Source organism: Glycomyces sp. NPDC049804 (assembly GCF_040674615.1).
In the GTDB taxonomy this organism is placed as follows: domain Bacteria; phylum Actinomycetota; class Actinomycetes; order Mycobacteriales; family Micromonosporaceae; genus Glycomyces; species Glycomyces niveus.
Window position 1 is genome coordinate 72,743 of record NZ_JBFAMQ010000016.1, and the last position, 17,001, is coordinate 89,743.

The window sequence follows — 17,001 nt, forward strand, 5'->3', positions numbered from 1 at the left end:
CTCAGCCGAGGGGCGCGACGGCCACCGGAGTGTAGAGGGGCTGCGCGCCGACCGGCCCCTTGCCGAAGTCGGAGCGGTAGAGGACGACCTCGTTCGCCGTCCAGCTCGGACCGTAGTAGCGGCGCAGGGTCAGCAGGTCCTGAGCGGCCTGCTGGTTGGTGACGCGGTCGCCGGGTCGGGCGAGGGTCACGTGCGGGCGGTACTGCTTCTGGTCGACCGGCAGGCCGCCGGCGATGAGCCCGGCGCGGACGCGGTGCACGAGGTCGACGAGGGCGGCGACGTCGCCGTCGAGCCCGGCGTAGACGACCGAGTAGCGGCCGCGGCCGAACCTGCCGCCGCCGGAGACGCACAGCCGCATCGGCGCGGACTCGCGCGCGGCGGCGGCGATGACCTCGGCGGTCTCGGCGCAGCGCTCGGCGGGCACCTCGCCGAGGAAGGAGAGGGTCAGGTGCCAGTTCTCGGAGCGGACGAGCCGCGTAGAGGGGGTGCGGCGGCCGGTCGCGCCCGGGCGGCTGGGGGCGCCGCGGCGGGCGATGTTGAGGTCGGCGACGACTTCGGCGAGGTCGGCGACGGCGTTGTCCGGCAGCGGGAGCGCGGCGAACAGGCGCTCGGTGCGCACGTGGGTCGCGGCCTGCGGGACCGCGGTGGCGGAGGCACTCACTGGATTCCCTCCAGGGGCTCTACTCGGGGTCAGTGACACGCGCTGCGGCGAGAGGTGTGTCGTCGCGGCGTGGTCGGGGCTGTCACGATGTGATCCATCCTCGCAGGATGGCACACGGCTCATTCAGTGAAATCCCATGGGACGGGACAGTAATTTCGTCGGAGTAACACTTCTGTTCACGCCTGGTGCGGTGGAGGCGCAGGAGGTTACGGGTATCGCGGGATCTCTCGGACAAGCCGTGCGGGCGGCGCGGGCAGCGTCTTTCAAGAAGTGGGAATCGCCGGATAACAGTGAATGAACACTCGGCGGCGTCCTGGTACGTCTTCGTCCGTTTCACGGTATGACACGCCCGCTAGGGCATGGCCTTCCCGGTGAGGGCGGTGGCGCGGCGTTTGAGCTGGGCGCGCTTGGCGAGGGCGAGCGCGGCGGGCGTCGCGATCCCGACGAGGCCGCCGAGCCACAGGCCGGCGCGGGCGCCGTAGACCTCCATGAAGACGCCGACGATGGGCGCGAACACGGCGGTGGAGCCGAGGAAGACCAGCATGTAGAGACTGAGGACGCGGCCGCGGAAGTCGGCGCGGACGCCCATCTGGACGCGCTGGTTGGCGGCCTGGGCGTAGAAGACCATGGCGAATCCGGTGGGGGCGAGGAGGACCATGGCCGACCACAGGGAGGGCGCGAAGCCCACGAGCAGCGTGCCGACGCCGAGCAGGGCGGAGGACGCGAGCATCGTGTTCAGGCTGGGGCGGGTGGAGCGGCGGCCGGAGGCGAGCGCCCCGGCGAGCGCGCCGACGGCGAGCGAGGTGAGCAGGAGGCCGTAGGAGTCGGCGCCGGTCTCGAACTCGGTGCGGGCGAGCATCGAGAGGGTGAGCGCGAAGTTGAAGGTGAAGCCGGAGACGAGGAGCGAGCAGAGGAGGACGGCGATGATGTCGGGGCGGGCGGCGGCGTAGCGCAGGGCGTCGCGGATGCCGCCAACGGCGGCGTCGCGGCGGATGGGGTTGGTGAGGCTGCGGCGCAGCAGGACCGCGCAGGAGAGGGCGGGGCCGAGGAAGATCACCGCGCATACCGCGATGACGGCGCCGGTGGAGGTGACCGCGATGAGGAGTCCGGCGAGCGCGGGGCCGGCGATGCGGCTCATGTTGAAGATGGCGCTGCCGAGGCCGACGGCGTTGGGGAGGGCTTCGCGGTCGACGAGTTCGGAGAAGAAGGCCTGGCGGGCGGGGCCTTCGACGACGGACACGGAGCCGAAGGCGAACATGCCGACGTAGACCATCCACAGTTGGATGTGGCCGGTGAGGACGACGGCGGCGAGCCCGGCGGTGACGGCGGCGGAGCCGAGGGAGCACAGGAGCAGGACGCGGCGCTTGTCGAAGCCGTCGGCGATCTTGCCGCCTTGGAGGCCGAAGAGGAGGTAGGGGCCGAACTGGAGGGCGAGGGTCCAGCCGAGGGCGGTGCCGGAGTTGCCGGAGAGCTCGAGGACGAGCCAGCTGACGGCGGTGGTCTGGAGCCAGAACGCGAGGGTGCCGAGCAGCTGCCCTCCGGCGTAGATGCGGAAGCCGGGGTAGGCGAGCGCGCGGAAGGTGCGGTGCAGCTGACTGATGATGACCGGGGACATTGCATGCAAGGATATCTACTTACCGGTCGGCTAGCCAGTAACCGTGACCGACTTCTCGCGGCCCGGGCGCGGCGAAGGCGCGTGGCCGCGGACACGGAAAAGGGCGGGCCGCGACGGCCCGCCCTGAGGCGTACGGGTGACCCCGGGTACCCGCCCAGTCCCACCTTCACCACTACCAGCGAAAAAGGACAGCGTCCCATAGGGGTACGACAACGGCCCGCGTTCGAACGGAACGCGGGCCGTTGTCATGTCCTGCGCGCAGGCGCGCGAGCCGCTTGTTGGCCCGCTGGGCTACTTCTTCTCGGCTCCGCCGAAGAGCACGTCGTCCCAGCCCGGGAGCTGGTTCCGGGGCTTGGAGCCGGCCGCGGCGAGGGGCGGCGTGTTCATGTCGTCCTCGGCGGCCGAGCGCTTGCCGGGGCGCAGCACCGCGAGCGACGGCACCTCCGGCGTCTCGCGCTGCTCCGGCGCCGACGTGCCCGGCAGGCCCAGCTGCGAGGTCCGCTTGCCGCGCCCGGACATGTCGTCGAGCGGGCGCTCGAGCACCTCGCGCAGCCGGTCGCGCCGGAGCGGGTCCGGGTGCGAGGCGGCGTCGTCGTCGCGCAGGCCGTGCATCGGGTCGCGCGAAGGCCGCACCGGGTCGCCCGGGCGCACCCCGAGCTCCGAGACCGCCTCCTGGCGGCCGGCCACCTGCTGCGGCAGCGGCGTCGAGAGGAACTGCGCCATCTCGTCGTCGGGCGTCACCGTCTGGCGGGCCCGGTCGAGCTTCCACCGCGCCCGCGCGGTCGTCTTGCCCGAGGACCACGACGCCTGCACGAGCCACGAGCCGTCCTCGGTGCGCCACGCGTCCCACGAGACCGCCTCGGGGTCCACCCCGTGCGTCCCGAGCTTCACATCAACCACATTGGACATGCGCTCGCCGCGTTCGGACGTCGCCAGCCGCGAACGGCGGGCGGCCTGGGCGAGCATCGCGCGCTCCTGGAGCACCGGCCCGGCGTAGCGCAGGACCCGGTCGACGGCGACCTGCGCGGAAGCGGCGATGTCCTCAGCGCTCTCACCAGCGCGGATGCGGGTCTGGATGTCGCGGGGGGAGAGGCTGACGGCGGCGGGGCGCTGCGGGGCCGGGCGGCGGTTCGCCTCGGGCCGGCTCGGCGCACCCTCTACTTTGGCCCGGAGGGCGCTGCCGCTCTCGGGGACGTCGACGACGGCGGCGACGCGCTCGTCGATGGGCAGGGCGAGGAGCCTCCCGAGTTCGTCGGCGAGCACCAGCGCATGACCGTCCTCTGAGAGGGCTACGAACCGTACCGGCCTCATGCCTTTCCACCCCTCGCGTGTCGTCTGTCAGCGCCGCATCGCCAGCTCATCCGAGCGTACGCCCAACCCTACCGGCGGACCACAACCGGCGGGGTGCCGATAACGGATCGCCTTCGCCGCAAACCGTCCCGCGGCGGCTCCGGCCCGCCCGCGCCGACGCGACGGCGCTTCATGTCAGCGTGACCGATTGTCGCAGGCACTGACGCAGCGTACATTGGCAGCGTGCCCACCGACGGAACTTCCCAGCCTCCGGCGCCGTCCGGCTCGTCGGCGTCCCCTCGCGAGGCGTACCAGCGGGTCAAGCGGACCCCGGACCTGCCCGCGCCCGAAGCCGTGAAGATGCGGATGGCCCCGATCGCCGCGATCGGCACTCTACTGTGGGCGGTCGCACTGGTGCTGACGCAGATCTTCCGCGAGGACCTGGCCGACGCGGGCCGCGAATGGTGGGGCGCCTGCGCCCTCACCGGCGTGGTGATCGGCCTCCTCGGCACCGCCGGGATGGCGGTGGCCGACCGCAGGCACTTCCGCCGCCCCAAGCGGGAGCCGGAGCAGCGGTAAGCAGTGGAGTGACGCCCGGGCGCTGAGCGGCCGGGCCGTTTCGCGTCCCCGCGGGCTAGAGGAGCTCGGAGCCCTCGTCGTCGTAGATGACCTCGGACTTCTCGACGCCCTGCGGGGTCGTGTCAGTGACGCTCGGGTCGTTTCGCGTCCCCGCAGGCTAGAGGAGCTCGGAGCCCTCGTCGTCGTAGATGACCTCGGACTTCTCGACGCCCTGCGGGGTCGTGTCAGGGACGCCCGGGCCGTTTCGCGTCCCCGCAGGCTAGAGGAGCTCGGAGCCCTCGTCGTCGTAGATGACCTCGGACTTCTCGACGCCCTGCGGGGTCGTGTCGACGAACTCGCTGATCTGCGAGTGGGCGCCGCAGCCGTGGTCGGCGGAGACGACGCGGGCGTCCTCGGAGGAGTACAGGTTCGCGCAGGCGCCGAAGGCCAGGCGCATCGAGCCGGCCAGCGGCAGGAAGAACCCGCAGGTGCCGCAGCGCGCGGGCGCCGGGGCGGCCTCGGCGATGGGCGCGTGGGGGCCGCGGTCGCCTTCGTACCAGCGCTGCGCGGTCTCGGCGCGGCCCTCGCGGTTCATCACGCGCTCGCGGCCGAGGCCGAGCTCGAAGGTGATGTCTTCGACGGCCTCGTCGTCGGAGAGCTGGTAGGCGGGCATGAGGCGGTCGTCGTCGTCCTCGGTGGGGAGGACTTCGCCGGTGCCGACCTCGCCGCCCTGGAGGCGGTCGGCCCACGGGACCCAGGTCGGGGAGCGGAGCGCGTCCGGGCCGGGCAGGAGCGCGGACTCGGAGACGGTGGCGGCGCGGGCGCGGGGCGCGCGGGTGAGCACGACGGCCCAGCGCCAGCCGCGGTACCCGGGCAGGGTGCACTCGAAGTAGTGGGTGACGACCCGCTCGGTCTCGGCCTCCACGCCCAGGTGCTCGCCGATCCCCTCGCCGGCCTCCTCCGCTGCCTCGCGGGCCAGGTCGAGGGCGTCGGCGAGGACCCGGTCCAGGCGCGGTTTGCGGCTGCGGGTCTTGGCGGCGGCGGCAGAGGTGTCAGGCACGCTTTCAAGCATAGGTCAGCTCGGGCCCGCACCCCGCGGACGGTGCGCCCGGTGGGGAGCGGAATACACCACACTCCGCTGATGGACGGCACGGAAATGTCGTACCCCTCGGTCAGGGTTTCGACCGGGGGCCCGCACTTCCAACGCACGACCCACCCAAAATGCCCGCTTTGCACTGCCCGCGAACCGATCCTGCAAACGAATCCTGCGGTCGCCGCGCGAGCGGATCTCGCTTCAGGGCCGTGCGGCGGGCGAGGCGTTCGCCACGGGTCCGGCGCCGACCGCCTCCTGCGGGCGCCCGGTAGCTTTGAGGCCATGCGAATACTCGTCGTGTGCGCGGTCCCCGAGGAAGCCCAGGCCGTGGAGGCCGGGCGCTCACTCCGCCACGAGCTGGACGTCCTCGTCTGCGGCGTCGGCCCGGCCGCCGCCGCGGCCGCCACCGCCCGGACCATCGCCGAGAACAGCCACATGGGCCGCGCCTACGACGTCGTCGTCAACGCCGGCATCTGCGGCGCGTTCCGAGGCAAGGCCCGCATCGGCGACCTCCTCATCGCTACCGACTCCGTCGCCGCCGAACTCGGCGTCGCCCTGCCCTGGCGGTTCCAGCCGATCGACGAGATCGGCTTCGGCACCAACCGGATCGGCTGCAACACCGTCCTCACAGTCGCCGTCGAGGGCGTGCGCGGCGAGATCCTCACCCTCGCGTCGATCACCGGCTCCGACGGCCTCGCCGCGAACCTCGCCCACCGCTACCCGGACGCGATCGGGGAGGCCATGGAGGGCTTCGGCGTCGCCACGGCCGCCCAGCAGGCCGGGCTGCCGTTCGCCGAGATCCGCGCCGTCTCCAACTACATCGGCGACCGCGACGTCGAGAACTGGGACTGGAGCTCCGCCCTGAAGACGCTCACCACCGGCATCCGGGAGCTGTAGGCATGGCGGCACTCGGGACACCGTTCGACCTCGACCAGGATCCGGCCGGCGCGCTGCACTTGGCGCACTCGCCGTGCCCCAACGACACCTTCATCTACCACGCGTGGACCTCGGGCCTCGTCGACGGACCGGCGACGCGCCTGACGTTCGCCGACATCGACGTCACCAACACCGCTTGCGCGCGAGGCGAATTCGACGTCGCGAAGGTCTCCTACGCGGCCCTCCCGCACCTCGGCGACGAGTGGCGGCTGCTGCCCGCGGGCGGCGCGCTCGGCCGCGGCTGCGGGCCGCTCGTGCTCACCGGCGACGGGACCGCGGTCGGCGACCTGGCCGGGAAGCGCGTCGCCGTGCCGTCGGACCGCAGCACCGCGTTCATGCTGTTCAACCTGTGGCTGCGCGACCTCGGCTCGCCCGAGGTGGCATGGGAGGTCGTGCCGTTCGACCAGATCATGCCCGCCGTGCGCGACGGCCGCTTCGACGCCGGACTCGTCATCCACGAGGCCCGGTTCACCTACCGCGACTACGGGCTGCGATCGCTGGTCGACCTCGGCGAATGGTGGGAGGGCAGCACCGGCTGCCCGATCCCGCTCGGCGCGATCGTCGCGAAGTCCCATCTCGACACCGACGCGATCACCGCCGCGATCCGGGCCTCGCTCGATTACGCGTGGGCGCACCCTGAGGCGAGCCGCGCCTATGTGGCCGAGCACGCGCAGGAGATGTCGGACGACGTGTGCCGCATGCACATCGACCTGTATGTGAACGAGTTCTCGCGGGACCTGGGCGCCGAGGGGCGCGCGGCGGTCGAGCGGCTGCTGGGCGGCGCGGCCGAGCTCGGGCTGGTCCCGAAGCTCGAGATCCCGCTCCCCTAAGGCGGACCAGGGTAGTCGCCCTGTCACCCGAGCGTTCCATTCCGTCCGATTCGTGTCAGGCTAGGCTTGACGGACTCATCAGTTCCCTGCAGACGAGAAGTTCGAGGTTCAGCGGTGCCCAGTGGTCGAGTGAAATGGTTCGACGCCGAGAAGGGATTCGGATTCGTCTCCCGCGATGACGGCGGCAAGGACGTGTTCGTGCACCGCGACGCGCTGCCCGAAGGCGTCGAAGAACTCGCCAAGGGCACCAAGGTCGAGTACAGCATCATCGACACGCGCCGCGGGGTCCAGGCGATGGGCCTGCACGTCGTGGCCGCCCCGCAGGCCGGTGCGGCCCCCGCGGCCGAGACGCCGAAGCGCTCGCCGGAGGAGCTGAACAGCCTGCTGCAGGACATGATCGGCGTCCTCGAGCAGCAGATCATGCCGCCGCTCTCCCGCGGCCGCCGCCCGGACCGCAAGACCGGCGCGAAGATCGCCGAAATGCTCCGCGCCGTCGCCGGCGACCTCGAGTAGCGGAACCGGCGGGCGCTCCTCCCGGTCATAGGTGGTGGCAACGGCGACCGCGATGCCCAACGGCAACCGTGCATGGGACGCCGGCCTCCAGCGGATCGACGCTCCCGCCACACCATCGCCCGGCGGCGACCGCCGCGCTCCGGAACGCGAGCGTTCCTCTTGAGCCGCTTGCTGTCACACCTTGCTGTCAGGGTTGTTGACGGGGGGCCCATCGGTAGGGACATATCCGGAATGCCCGCAGAAAACGGTCCCTCGCGTGCGGCGGGATAGGCTCTGTGAGGTGACCTCCCAGGCCCAGGCGACTCCCCAGACGACCGACTCCACTCCGTCCGCCGCACCCGTCGGCGGCGCCCCGGTGGACGCGCTGCTCGAGCGGCTCGCCGCGCTGCCGTCGCTCATGGTGGCGTTCTCCGGCGGCGCCGACTCCGCGTTTCTCCTCGCGGCCGCCGTGCGGGCGCTCGGGCCGGAGCGCGTCGAGGCCGCGACCGCCGTCTCGCCCTCCTTGCCGCGCATCGAACTCGAGCGCGCCCGCGAGTTCGCGGCCGGGCTCGGGGTCGCCCACCACGCCCCGGCCACCGACGAGCTCGCGCGCGAGGGCTACCGCGCCAACGCCGGGGACCGCTGCTTCTTCTGCAAGACCGAGCTGATGAGCGTCGTCGCGCCGCTCGCCGCCGAGCGCGGCATCGCCGCGGTCGCGACCGGCACCAACGCCGACGACCTCCGCGCCGGCTTCCGGCCCGGCATCCGCGCCGCCGCGAACGCGGGGGCGCTCACGCCGCTGGCCGACGCCGGGCTCAGCAAGTCCGAGATCCGCGCCGCCTCGCAGGCGTGGGGCCTGCCCACTTGGGACAAACCGGCCGCGGCCTGCCTCGCGAGCCGCATCGCGTACGGCGTGGAGGTGACCGCGGGCGGGCTCGAACGCGTCGCCGACGCCGAGGAGGCGCTGCGGCGCGCGCTCGCGCGCGCGTCGATCCCGGTGCGTAACCTGCGGGTGCGGGACATGGGCGGCGACACCGCCAAGGTCGAGATCGACGCCGAACTGGTGGCGGCCGTGGCCGGACGGCCCGAGGTGCTGGCGGCCGTCGAGGGCTTCGCCGAGGTGCGCCTGGACGAGCAGGGCTTCAGGTCCGGGGCGATGAACGAGCTGCTCCCGAACCCCGAACGCTACCGCTGAACGACCCCGAGCCGTACTCCCGAGCGACGTATCGGCGGACGGCTTGCTCCGGGTAGTGCCGCGCGGGGGTCGGTCGCACGACGGCGCTGATGAAGGCGGTGGCGCGCATGGAATATCAGGATATTCCGGATATGTTCCACATGATGGGCCCCCCGTCGACAACCCTGACACGAAGGTGCGACAGCAAGCGACTCAAGAGGATTGCTCAGGTCAGCACGCGGGTCGGCCGGGTGGGGATTGCTCGGGTCAACACGTAGGCCGCCCTGGGGGAAGGTGGCTTCGCCACGGTGCGAGGCTTCGGCCTCGCGCTCGGGGCGGAGAGTGCCCGGTGAGACGGGCCAGCGGCGATCGTCAGTGGAGGATGAGTCCGAAGACCCGCCTCACCGGGTTCCATAACCCCTCGGGAACCCCTCATTCCCCGAGGCCTCAACCGTGGGACATGAGCCTGAGCGGGCCCTGAACCGTCCCTGGCAATTCCCTGATACCGGGGTGTTCTCGTCATAACGTGCGGTGTGCGTCCTTTTGCGGCAGAGAGCCGCCAACCATCCTCATTCGACACCTGGAAGCGGCCCGATCCGCATTGATCCTCCGGGCTCCGGGAGCGGGCGCGGTTCGGCGTGTAGAACGGTCCTGTGGAGGTTTCGGGCTGCGCCAGCGCCTACCAGCCGGGGTGTTCGGCCGGTTGCGGCGCACCGCTGGCCGCGTCCTGCGATCCGGGCGGGCCGTGCAACGCGTGCGCGGCGGCATGCGGCGGAGCGACCGATCCGGGGCCGTTTCATGCTTTCGGGTTGGCGCTGCTGGGGTTCGGGCGGTTGACGCCGGAGCGGCTGGCCGCGGCCGAGCAGCGGCACCGGCCGGGGGCGCGGCGGTGGGGGTTGCGGCTGATCGCGGGGTACCGGCGGTGGTTGTCGCCGCGGATGCGGGTGGAGTGCCGTTTCGTGCCGAGCTGTTCGGGTTTCGGGTATCGGGCGGTGTCGCGGTACGGGCTGTGGACGGGCGGGCGGCTGGCGCTGGGGCGGGTGCTGCGGTGCCGTCCGGGGGTGACTCGAGGCACGCGTGATCCGGTGCCCGGTTCGAGGGGCGACCGCTAGAATCCGGCGCATGAGTGACTCGAACATCGCCAGCCCGTCCGACAACAACGCGGTCAAGACCCGCAGCCGCGCCGTGAAGCCCGGCCACCTGGAGGTCGGTGAGTTCACCTCCGGTCACATCGGGGCCTCCTCGCCGTTCGGCACGTCGTCGTTCCCGCTGCCGGCGAGCGGCATCCACTACGAGTACACCGGCCCGGTGGCGACGCGCGTCCTGGAGGACGAGCGCCACTAGGCGTTTCGCATGACCGCGCAGCACGGCCGCAACGGATTACCAAGACGTTGTAAGAAAATTTCATAGATGGTATGTTCTTGCGCACACGGGGTGCGCGTCTCGTCGTGCACTCGTCACGCCGCGGCGCGCGCCCCGTCCCCCGTCCAACCCCGGAGGAAGAAGCGCAATGCCGCGTACCGCCCGCATAGCGGCGGGAGTGCTGGGCTCCGCCCTGGCACTGACCGCCTGCACCAACCCGCCCCCAGGCGACGACGGCTCGTGGAGCGACGAGCCGACCGACGCCCAGCTGGCCGCCCTCGCCACGACCCCCGCCGACGAGGCCGAGCAGTTCTACTTCGTCATGACCGACCGCTTCGCGGACGGCGACGCCTCCAACAACACCGGTGGCATGCAAGGCGATGCGCTCGCCACCGGCTACGACCCCGCGAAGCGCATGTTCTACCAGGGCGGCGACCTCGCCGGCGTCGAGCAGCGGCTCGACTACATCGAGGGCCTGGGGACGACCGCGATCTGGCTGACCCCGGTCGTCGTCAACCAGCCCGTGCAGGTCACCGAGAACTGGACCGGCGCCGGCTACCACGGCTACTGGGGCACCGACTTCACCGCCGTCGACCCGCACCTCGGCGACGACGCCCAGCTCCAGAGCCTCATCGACGCCGCGCACGAGCGCGGGATCGAGATCTACCTCGACGTCGTCGTCAACCACACCGCCGACGCCGTCGAGTACGCCGAGGGCGCGAACACCTATGTGGAGAAGGAGGACTCGCCGTACACGGACGCCGAGGGGCGCCCGTTCGAGGACGCGAACTACGCCGCCTCCGACGAGTTCCCCGAGGTCGACGCCGACTCGTCGGCTTACACGCCGGTGCTCGAGGACGACGAGGGCGACCTGAAGTCGCCCGAGTGGCTGAACGACCCGACGATGTACCACAACCGCGGCGACTCCACTTACACCGGCGAGTCCTCCACGTACGGCGACTTCTCGGGCCTGGACGACCTGTGGACCGAGCGCCCCGAGGTCGTGGACGGCTGGATCGACGTCTACTCGGACTGGATCGCCGAGTCCGGCGTCGACGGGTTCCGCCTCGACACCGTGAAGCACGTGAACCTGGAATTCTGGCCGCAATTTCTTGCAGGGATCGAGGAGGCCGCCGCCGCGAAGGGCATCGACTTCTTCGCGTTCGGCGAGGTCTACTCCGGCGACCCGACCGTGACGAGCCCGTACGTGCGCCAGGGCGGGCTCGACGCGGTGCTCGACTTCGGGTTCCACGGCGCGGCCACCGGCTTCGCGTCCGGCGCCGCCGGGGCCGACGGCCTCGCGAACCTGTACGCCTCCGACCCGCTGTTCACCGCGGACGGGACCGACGCGCTCGCGATGCCCACGTTCGTGTCGAACCACGACATCGGCCGCGTCGGCCGCACCATCGTCGAGACGGCCGAGGAGTCCACCTGGACCGACCGGGCGATCCTCGCGCAGCAGCTCATGTTCCTCACACGCGGCCAGCCGGTCGTCTACTACGGCGACGAGCAGGGCTTCACCGGCTCCGGCGGGGACGACTACGCGCGCCAGACCATGTTCGCGTCCCAGGTCGGCGAGTACCTCGACGACGAGCTGATCGGCACCGACGCGACCCACGCGGTCGACAACTACGACACCTCGCACCCGGTCTACCAGGCCATCGCCGAGCTTTCGCAACTGCGCGAGCAGCACCCGGCGCTCGCCGACGGCGTCCAGGTGACCCGCGCTTCCGAGGACGGCGTGTTCGCGTTCTCGCGCATCGGGTCCGCCGAGGGCGTCGAGTACCTGGTCGCGGTCTCGAACTCGACGTCGGCGCAGACGGTGGGCGTGGAGACGTACGCCGACTCGTTCACGCCGGTCTACGGGGACGGTTCGATCGAGGCTTCGAGCGGCAGTGCTTCGATCACCGTGCCGCCGCTCTCGGCCGTGGTCTTCAAGGCCGACGACGCAGTCGAGACCGGGGACGCGCCCGGCGTGAGCCTCACCGTGGACGCCGAGTCCGCGACCACCGCGTATGTCGACGCCGAGGTCACGGGCGACCCGCTCGCCCGCGTCGCGTTCGCGGCCTCGGTCGACGGCGGCGAATGGACCTACGTCGGCACCTCGCCCGGCCCGGACCACCGCATCGCCTACGACCTCGACGGCCTCGCGGGCGGTCAGAGCGTCGAGTTCAAGGCCGTCGTCGCCGACCGCGAGGGGCGCACCGCCTCCGCGCTCGCGGCCACCGCGGTCGCCACGCCCGACCAGGCCGGCGGGTCCCTCGACTGGGCCAACGTCCACTACGACGGCGACGCCGCCGAGTGGGGCCTGTACGCGTGGGGCGACATCGCCGAGTCCTCGCAGACCACCTGGCCCGAGTCGAACGCGTTCGCGGGCGAGGACTCCTACGGTGCCTTCGCGTCGCTGCGGCTCAACGAGGACGCGGCCTCGGTCGGGTACCTCGTGATCGACGGCGAGGGCAACAAGGACTACGCCTCCGACCGCACCTTCGACCCGAACGCGACCCCGGAGATCTGGCTCAGCGCCGGGTCCGGGAACGTGGCCTACTCGCTCGCCGAAGCGAACGGGTACGTCACCGTCCACGCCCCCGCAGAGCACATTGACGGCTCGCAAGCTTCGCCGAAGACCGGCACCGACTGGGGCCTGCACCTGTGGGGCGACGCGCTCGCCGACGGGGTCGCGACCGAGTGGGACGCGCCGCGCGCGCCCGACGGGACCGACGCCTGGGGCGAGTACTGGCACGTGCCCGTGGACGACGTGAACGCCGACATGGGCCTGATCGTCCACTCAGGAGACACGAAGCTGTACGACTCCGACGTCCTGTTCAAGCCCGCCTCCCTCGGCGAGACCTGGGTGACTGCGACCGGGGCGCACGCCTCGCAGGCCGCCGCCGACGGCAAGGCCGTGATCCACTACCGGCGCGCCGACGGCGACCTCGACGGCTGGACCCTCCACACCTGGGAGGGCGCGGCGAACCCGACCGACTGGAACGCCGGGCTGCAGCCCGTGCGCACCGACACCTACGGCGCGGTGTACGAAGTGGACCTCGCGGACGGCGCGGAGGCGCTGTCGTACATCCTCCACCGCGGCGACGAGAAGGACCTGCCGACCGACCAGCGGCTCGACTTCGCCGAGTACGGCCAGGAAGTCTGGATCACCGCCGCCACGCCCGGCTACGTGCGCCCCGCCGGGGCGTCCACGGGCCGCTCGCAAGAGCTCGACCTCGCTGCGGAGCAGGCGGTCTGGCTCGACGGCGACACGATCGCCCTCGACGTGGAGGCCACCGACGGGAAGGTCTTCGAGCTGCTTTCGAGCGCCGACGGATCGATCGCGGTCCAGGACGGCGCTTTGACCGGGGACTTCGAGACGATCGGCCTCACCGCCGCGGGCGGGCTCACCGAGGCGCAGCGCCGGGCGTGGCCGCAGTACTGGGACTACCGGGCGTTCAAGGTGAACGCGGAGGGCGACGCGATCCGGGAGGCCCTGCGCGGGCAGCTCGTCGCGGTCGAACGCGACCACACCGGGGCGGCCTGGTACGCCACGGGCGTGCAGACCGCCGGGGTGATCGACGCGGTCTACGACGACGCCCTGAACGCGGACCTCGGTGTGACGTGGAAGGGCAGGAAGCCCACGGTCGCGCTGTGGGCGCCCACGGCGCGGTCGGTGAGCCTCGAGCTGTTCGACTCGCCCGAGGACACCGAGCCGAGCGTGCACGAGATGACGTTCTCGGAGCGGACCGGCGTCTGGTCGGTCAAGGGCGGCAAGGACTGGGACCGCAAGTACTACCGGTTCGCGCTCGAAGTGTGGCACCCCGCCACGCAGGCGGTGGAGTCGTACTCGGTGACCGACCCGTACTCGGTGTCGCTCGCGGCGGACTCGACGCACAGCCAGATCGTGGACCTCGACGCCGCCGACCTCAAGCCGGAGGGCTGGGACGGCGAGGAAGCGCCGGCCGCGGTCGATCCGGCCGCGGCGCAGGTGTGGGAGCTGCACGTCAGGGACTTCTCGATCGCCGACGAGACGGTGGACGAATCGCTGCGCGGCACCTACGCGGCGTTCACGCAGGAGGACTCGGCGTCGGTGCGGCACTTGGCGGAGCTGGCCGAGGCCGGGCTCACCCACGTGCACCTGCTGCCGACGTTCGACATCGCCTCGATCCCCGAGACCGTCCAGGCCACTGTGGACTGCGAGCTCGACGCGATGGCGGCGGACTCGGCCGAGCAGCAGGCCTGCGTCGGGGCCGTGCGCTCCGAGGACGCGTTCAACTGGGGCTACGACCCGCTGCACTTCAACGCCCCGGAGGGCTCCTACGCGACGGAAGCCGATGGGGCGCGGCGCATCCTGGAGTACCGGGAGATGGTGCAGGCCATGCACGGCCTGGGCCTGCGCGTGGTGAACGACGTCGTCTACAACCACACGGCCGCCTCGGGCACCGCCGACAAGTCCGTGCTCGACCGGATCGTGCCCGGCTATTACCACCGGCTCGACGCGGACGGCGAGGTCCACACCTCGACGTGCTGCGCGAACACCGCGACCGAGCGGCCGATGTTCGACAAGTTCATCGTCGAGTCGACCGTGCTGTGGCAGGACGCCTACCACGTGGACGGGTTCCGGTTCGACCTCATGGGCCACCACCCGAAGTCGAACCTCCTCGCGGTGCAAGCGGCCCTCGACGAGGACCAGCTGCTCTACGGCGAAGGCTGGAACTTCGGCGAGGTCGCGGACGACGCCCTGTTCGAGCAGGCCACGCAGGTGAACATGGCGGGCACCGGGATCGGGACGTTCAACGACCGGATGCGCGACGCCGTGCGCGGCGGCGGCCCGTTCGACGCCGACCCGACCACGCAGGGCTTCGGCTCGGGCGCGTGGACCGACGACAACGACGGGACCGCCACGGACGCTGAGCTTGCGGCGCTGCTGCACGCCCAGGACCTCACGAAGCTCGGGCTCGTCGGCAACCTCGCCGGCTACGAGTTCACCGCCGCGGACGGTACCGCGACGACCGGTGCCGGCCTCGACTACAACGGCACCGGCGCCGGATACACCGCCCAGCCCGGCGAAGCGGTGAACTATGTGGACGCGCACGACAACGAGATCCTGTTCGACGCCCTCGCCTACAAGCTGAACGGCGACGCCACCGGGACCGAGCGGGCGCAGATGCAGGTGCTGTCGATGGCCACGGCGGTGCTCAGCCAGGGCACCGGGTTCTCCACGGCCGGAACCGAAATGCTCCGTTCGAAGTCCCTCGACCGCGACTCGTACGACTCGGGCGACTGGTTCAACGCCATCCGCTGGAACTGCGAGGGCACGCCCGGGTTCGGGACCTCCAGCAACGGTTTCGGGGCCGGGCTCCCGCCGCAGTGGACCTCGGAGGCCAAGTGGCCCTATGCCGAGGACGCCATCGCGACGGTGGACCAGCCCTCGTGCGAGGACATCGAGCTCGCCGAGCAGCGGTACCTGGAGCTCCTGCGGATCTCGTCCTCCACGTGCGCGTTCAACCTCGGCGACGCCGAAGCTGTGGCCGAGCGGGTCTCGTTCCCACTGTCGGAAAAGGCGCAGTCAGGGACCGGGGAGACGCCGGGCGTGATCACGATGCGCATCGACCTCGATGGCCTGGACGACGCGTTCGAGACCGTGACCGTGGTGTTCAACGCCAGTCCGGACCCGGTCGCGCAGACCGTCGCCGATGCCGCCGGTTCGGGCGCTGCGCTCCACCCGGTGCTGCGGGAATCCGCGGACCCGGCCATGGCCGAAGCCTCGTTCGACGATGCGACCGGGACGTTCACCGTCCCCGGCCGGACCGTGGCGGTGTTCACGTCCTGAAGTAGTGATCCGCTAACGAAACCGCTCTTGACAGGGCGGGAATACTAGGGATTAGTTTCGAGATCCCTGAAGCCGGGGCGGGCGCGGCACCCGTCCCGGTTTAGCGTCTCCAGGGCGCGAAGGCCACCGAACGGAGGGGGACAGCCGGAGCGGCTGCCGGATACGATCGGTCCATGACGTACCCCCCGCAAGACCCCGCCGGCCAGCCCGGCCAGTACGGGCCTTCCCAACCCGGCGCGCAGCAGCCCGCGGGAGGCTACGCCCCCGGCCAGGCCGGCCCCGAGACCTACGCGACCACCCAGCTCCCCGGCCAGCCGCCCTACCCCGGCCAGCCCGGGGGCCAGCCGTACCCGCAGTACGACCCGAACGCCGCCTACCAGGCGCAGTACGGCCAGTACGGGCCGCCGCCCGTCCAAGCCACCACCAAGAGCAGCGCGGGCACCGCGATCCTCGTCATCGGCGTCGTCCTCCTGATGGCCGTCGGCGCGTTCGGCGGCTACTACTTCCTCGGCAACGACGACGACGGCCGGCTCAACGCCGGCGACGACACCACCGCCGAAGACACGCCCGGCGGCGGCGAAGGCGAGACCGGCGACGACGGCGGCCAGGAGTCCGAGGCGCCGCCCGCGCCATCCGGCACCCACCTCACCGTCCCCTCACTCGAATCGGTCACGCCCATCCCCGGCACCGAATGGCAGTACGCGGCCGGCCCCGGCGTCGCCTCCGAACCCCTCACCGACGCCGAGATCTACCAGATCCAGCACACCGAGAGCTGGATCTCCTTCCTCGGCGTCGGGCTCTACTCCGGCGCCGCCGCCGTCTTCGACCCCGCCGACCTCAACGCCAGCGCCCTCAGCGCCTCCCAAGTCTGGCTCGGCGACGGCTTCTCCACCGTCGAGGGCTACCAGCAGAGCGAGATCACCTACACGCCCGTCGAGGTGGACGGCCGCCCCGGCGTCCTCGCCGAATGGCGCAACTCCTGGACCTCCTCGCCCGACACCACCGACCTGTACGAGGACACCGCGATCCTCGTCGTCGACGTGGACGGCGTCAACGGGTTCATCGGCATCGCCAGCGTCTCCGAAACCGGTGCGGCCCTGTACGACCCGGCGGTCGAAGCGCTCCTCGCGACCGACTTCGGCGCCGAGACCGCCTGACCCGCGAGC

The 17,001-nt window shown here is 71.5% G+C and carries 13 protein-coding genes; 9 read left to right on the forward strand and 4 right to left on the reverse strand.

Annotated features, from left to right (window positions below):
* Nucleotide 1 precedes the first annotated feature (1 nt).
* The 3 genes from thpR to sepH all read right to left on the reverse strand — a co-directional run bounded on the left by thpR (nucleotide 2) and on the right by sepH (nucleotide 3,587).
* Nucleotides 2-661 (reverse strand): RNA 2',3'-cyclic phosphodiesterase, encoded by a 660-nt coding sequence (gene thpR / locus AB0K52_RS21405; protein ID WP_208497371.1) that lies wholly within the window; start codon nucleotides 659-661, stop codon nucleotides 2-4.
* 352 nt (nucleotides 662-1,013) lie between these two features.
* Nucleotides 1,014-2,276: an MFS transporter gene (locus AB0K52_RS21410; protein ID WP_363535119.1), complete on the reverse strand. Its 1,263-nt coding sequence runs from the start codon at nucleotides 2,274-2,276 to the stop codon at nucleotides 1,014-1,016.
* 291 nt (nucleotides 2,277-2,567) lie between these two features.
* The gene (sepH, locus tag AB0K52_RS21415; RefSeq protein ID WP_363535122.1) at nucleotides 2,568-3,587 is read right to left on the reverse strand and encodes a septation protein SepH; all 1,020 of its coding nucleotides are present in this window, start codon (nucleotides 3,585-3,587) and stop codon (nucleotides 2,568-2,570) included.
* A 222-nt stretch (nucleotides 3,588-3,809) separates the two neighbouring features.
* Here sepH and AB0K52_RS21420 point away from each other — a divergent pair, with 222 nt between their 5' ends.
* Nucleotides 3,810-4,145, forward strand: a complete 336-nt coding sequence (locus tag AB0K52_RS21420) for a DUF2530 domain-containing protein (RefSeq protein ID WP_363535125.1) — start codon at nucleotides 3,810-3,812, stop codon at nucleotides 4,143-4,145.
* 259 nt (nucleotides 4,146-4,404) lie between these two features.
* On the opposite strand, the gene AB0K52_RS21425 is transcribed toward AB0K52_RS21420, so the two are convergent.
* Complete coding sequence (locus AB0K52_RS21425) at nucleotides 4,405-5,184, reverse strand: DUF3027 domain-containing protein (RefSeq protein WP_363535127.1); 780 nt, start codon at nucleotides 5,182-5,184, stop codon at nucleotides 4,405-4,407.
* A 315-nt stretch (nucleotides 5,185-5,499) separates the two neighbouring features.
* On the opposite strand from AB0K52_RS21425, the gene mqnB reads away from it, so the two are divergent.
* The 8 genes from mqnB to AB0K52_RS21465 all read left to right on the forward strand — a co-directional run bounded on the left by mqnB (nucleotide 5,500) and on the right by AB0K52_RS21465 (nucleotide 16,992).
* Complete coding sequence (gene mqnB, locus AB0K52_RS21430; protein WP_208497367.1) at nucleotides 5,500-6,114, forward strand: futalosine hydrolase; 615 nt, start codon at nucleotides 5,500-5,502, stop codon at nucleotides 6,112-6,114.
* 53 nt (nucleotides 6,115-6,167) lie between these two features.
* Nucleotides 6,168-6,983: a 1,4-dihydroxy-6-naphthoate synthase gene (locus AB0K52_RS21435; RefSeq protein ID WP_363535219.1), complete on the forward strand. Its 816-nt coding sequence runs from the start codon at nucleotides 6,168-6,170 to the stop codon at nucleotides 6,981-6,983.
* Between the two features lie 114 nt (nucleotides 6,984-7,097).
* Nucleotides 7,098-7,496 (forward strand): cold shock domain-containing protein, encoded by a 399-nt coding sequence (locus AB0K52_RS21440; RefSeq protein ID WP_208497366.1) that lies wholly within the window; start codon nucleotides 7,098-7,100, stop codon nucleotides 7,494-7,496.
* Nucleotides 7,497-7,776: 280 nt separating this feature from the next.
* Complete coding sequence (gene larE, locus AB0K52_RS21445; protein WP_363535131.1) at nucleotides 7,777-8,670, forward strand: ATP-dependent sacrificial sulfur transferase LarE; 894 nt, start codon at nucleotides 7,777-7,779, stop codon at nucleotides 8,668-8,670.
* Nucleotides 8,671-9,587: 917 nt separating this feature from the next.
* A complete protein-coding gene (yidD, locus tag AB0K52_RS21450) occupies nucleotides 9,588-9,761 on the forward strand; it encodes a membrane protein insertion efficiency factor YidD (protein ID WP_363535222.1) in 174 nt (57 codons plus the stop codon).
* 10 nt (nucleotides 9,762-9,771) lie between these two features.
* The gene (locus tag AB0K52_RS21455; protein WP_363535134.1) at nucleotides 9,772-9,993 is read left to right on the forward strand and encodes a hypothetical protein; all 222 of its coding nucleotides are present in this window, start codon (nucleotides 9,772-9,774) and stop codon (nucleotides 9,991-9,993) included.
* Between the two features lie 166 nt (nucleotides 9,994-10,159).
* Complete coding sequence (gene pulA / locus AB0K52_RS21460; RefSeq protein ID WP_363535137.1) at nucleotides 10,160-15,835, forward strand: pullulanase-type alpha-1,6-glucosidase; 5,676 nt, start codon at nucleotides 10,160-10,162, stop codon at nucleotides 15,833-15,835.
* Between the two features lie 173 nt (nucleotides 15,836-16,008).
* Entirely contained in the window at nucleotides 16,009-16,992 is a 984-nt protein-coding gene (locus AB0K52_RS21465; RefSeq protein ID WP_363535140.1) for a hypothetical protein, read from the forward strand.
* Nucleotides 16,993-17,001 lie beyond the last annotated feature (9 nt).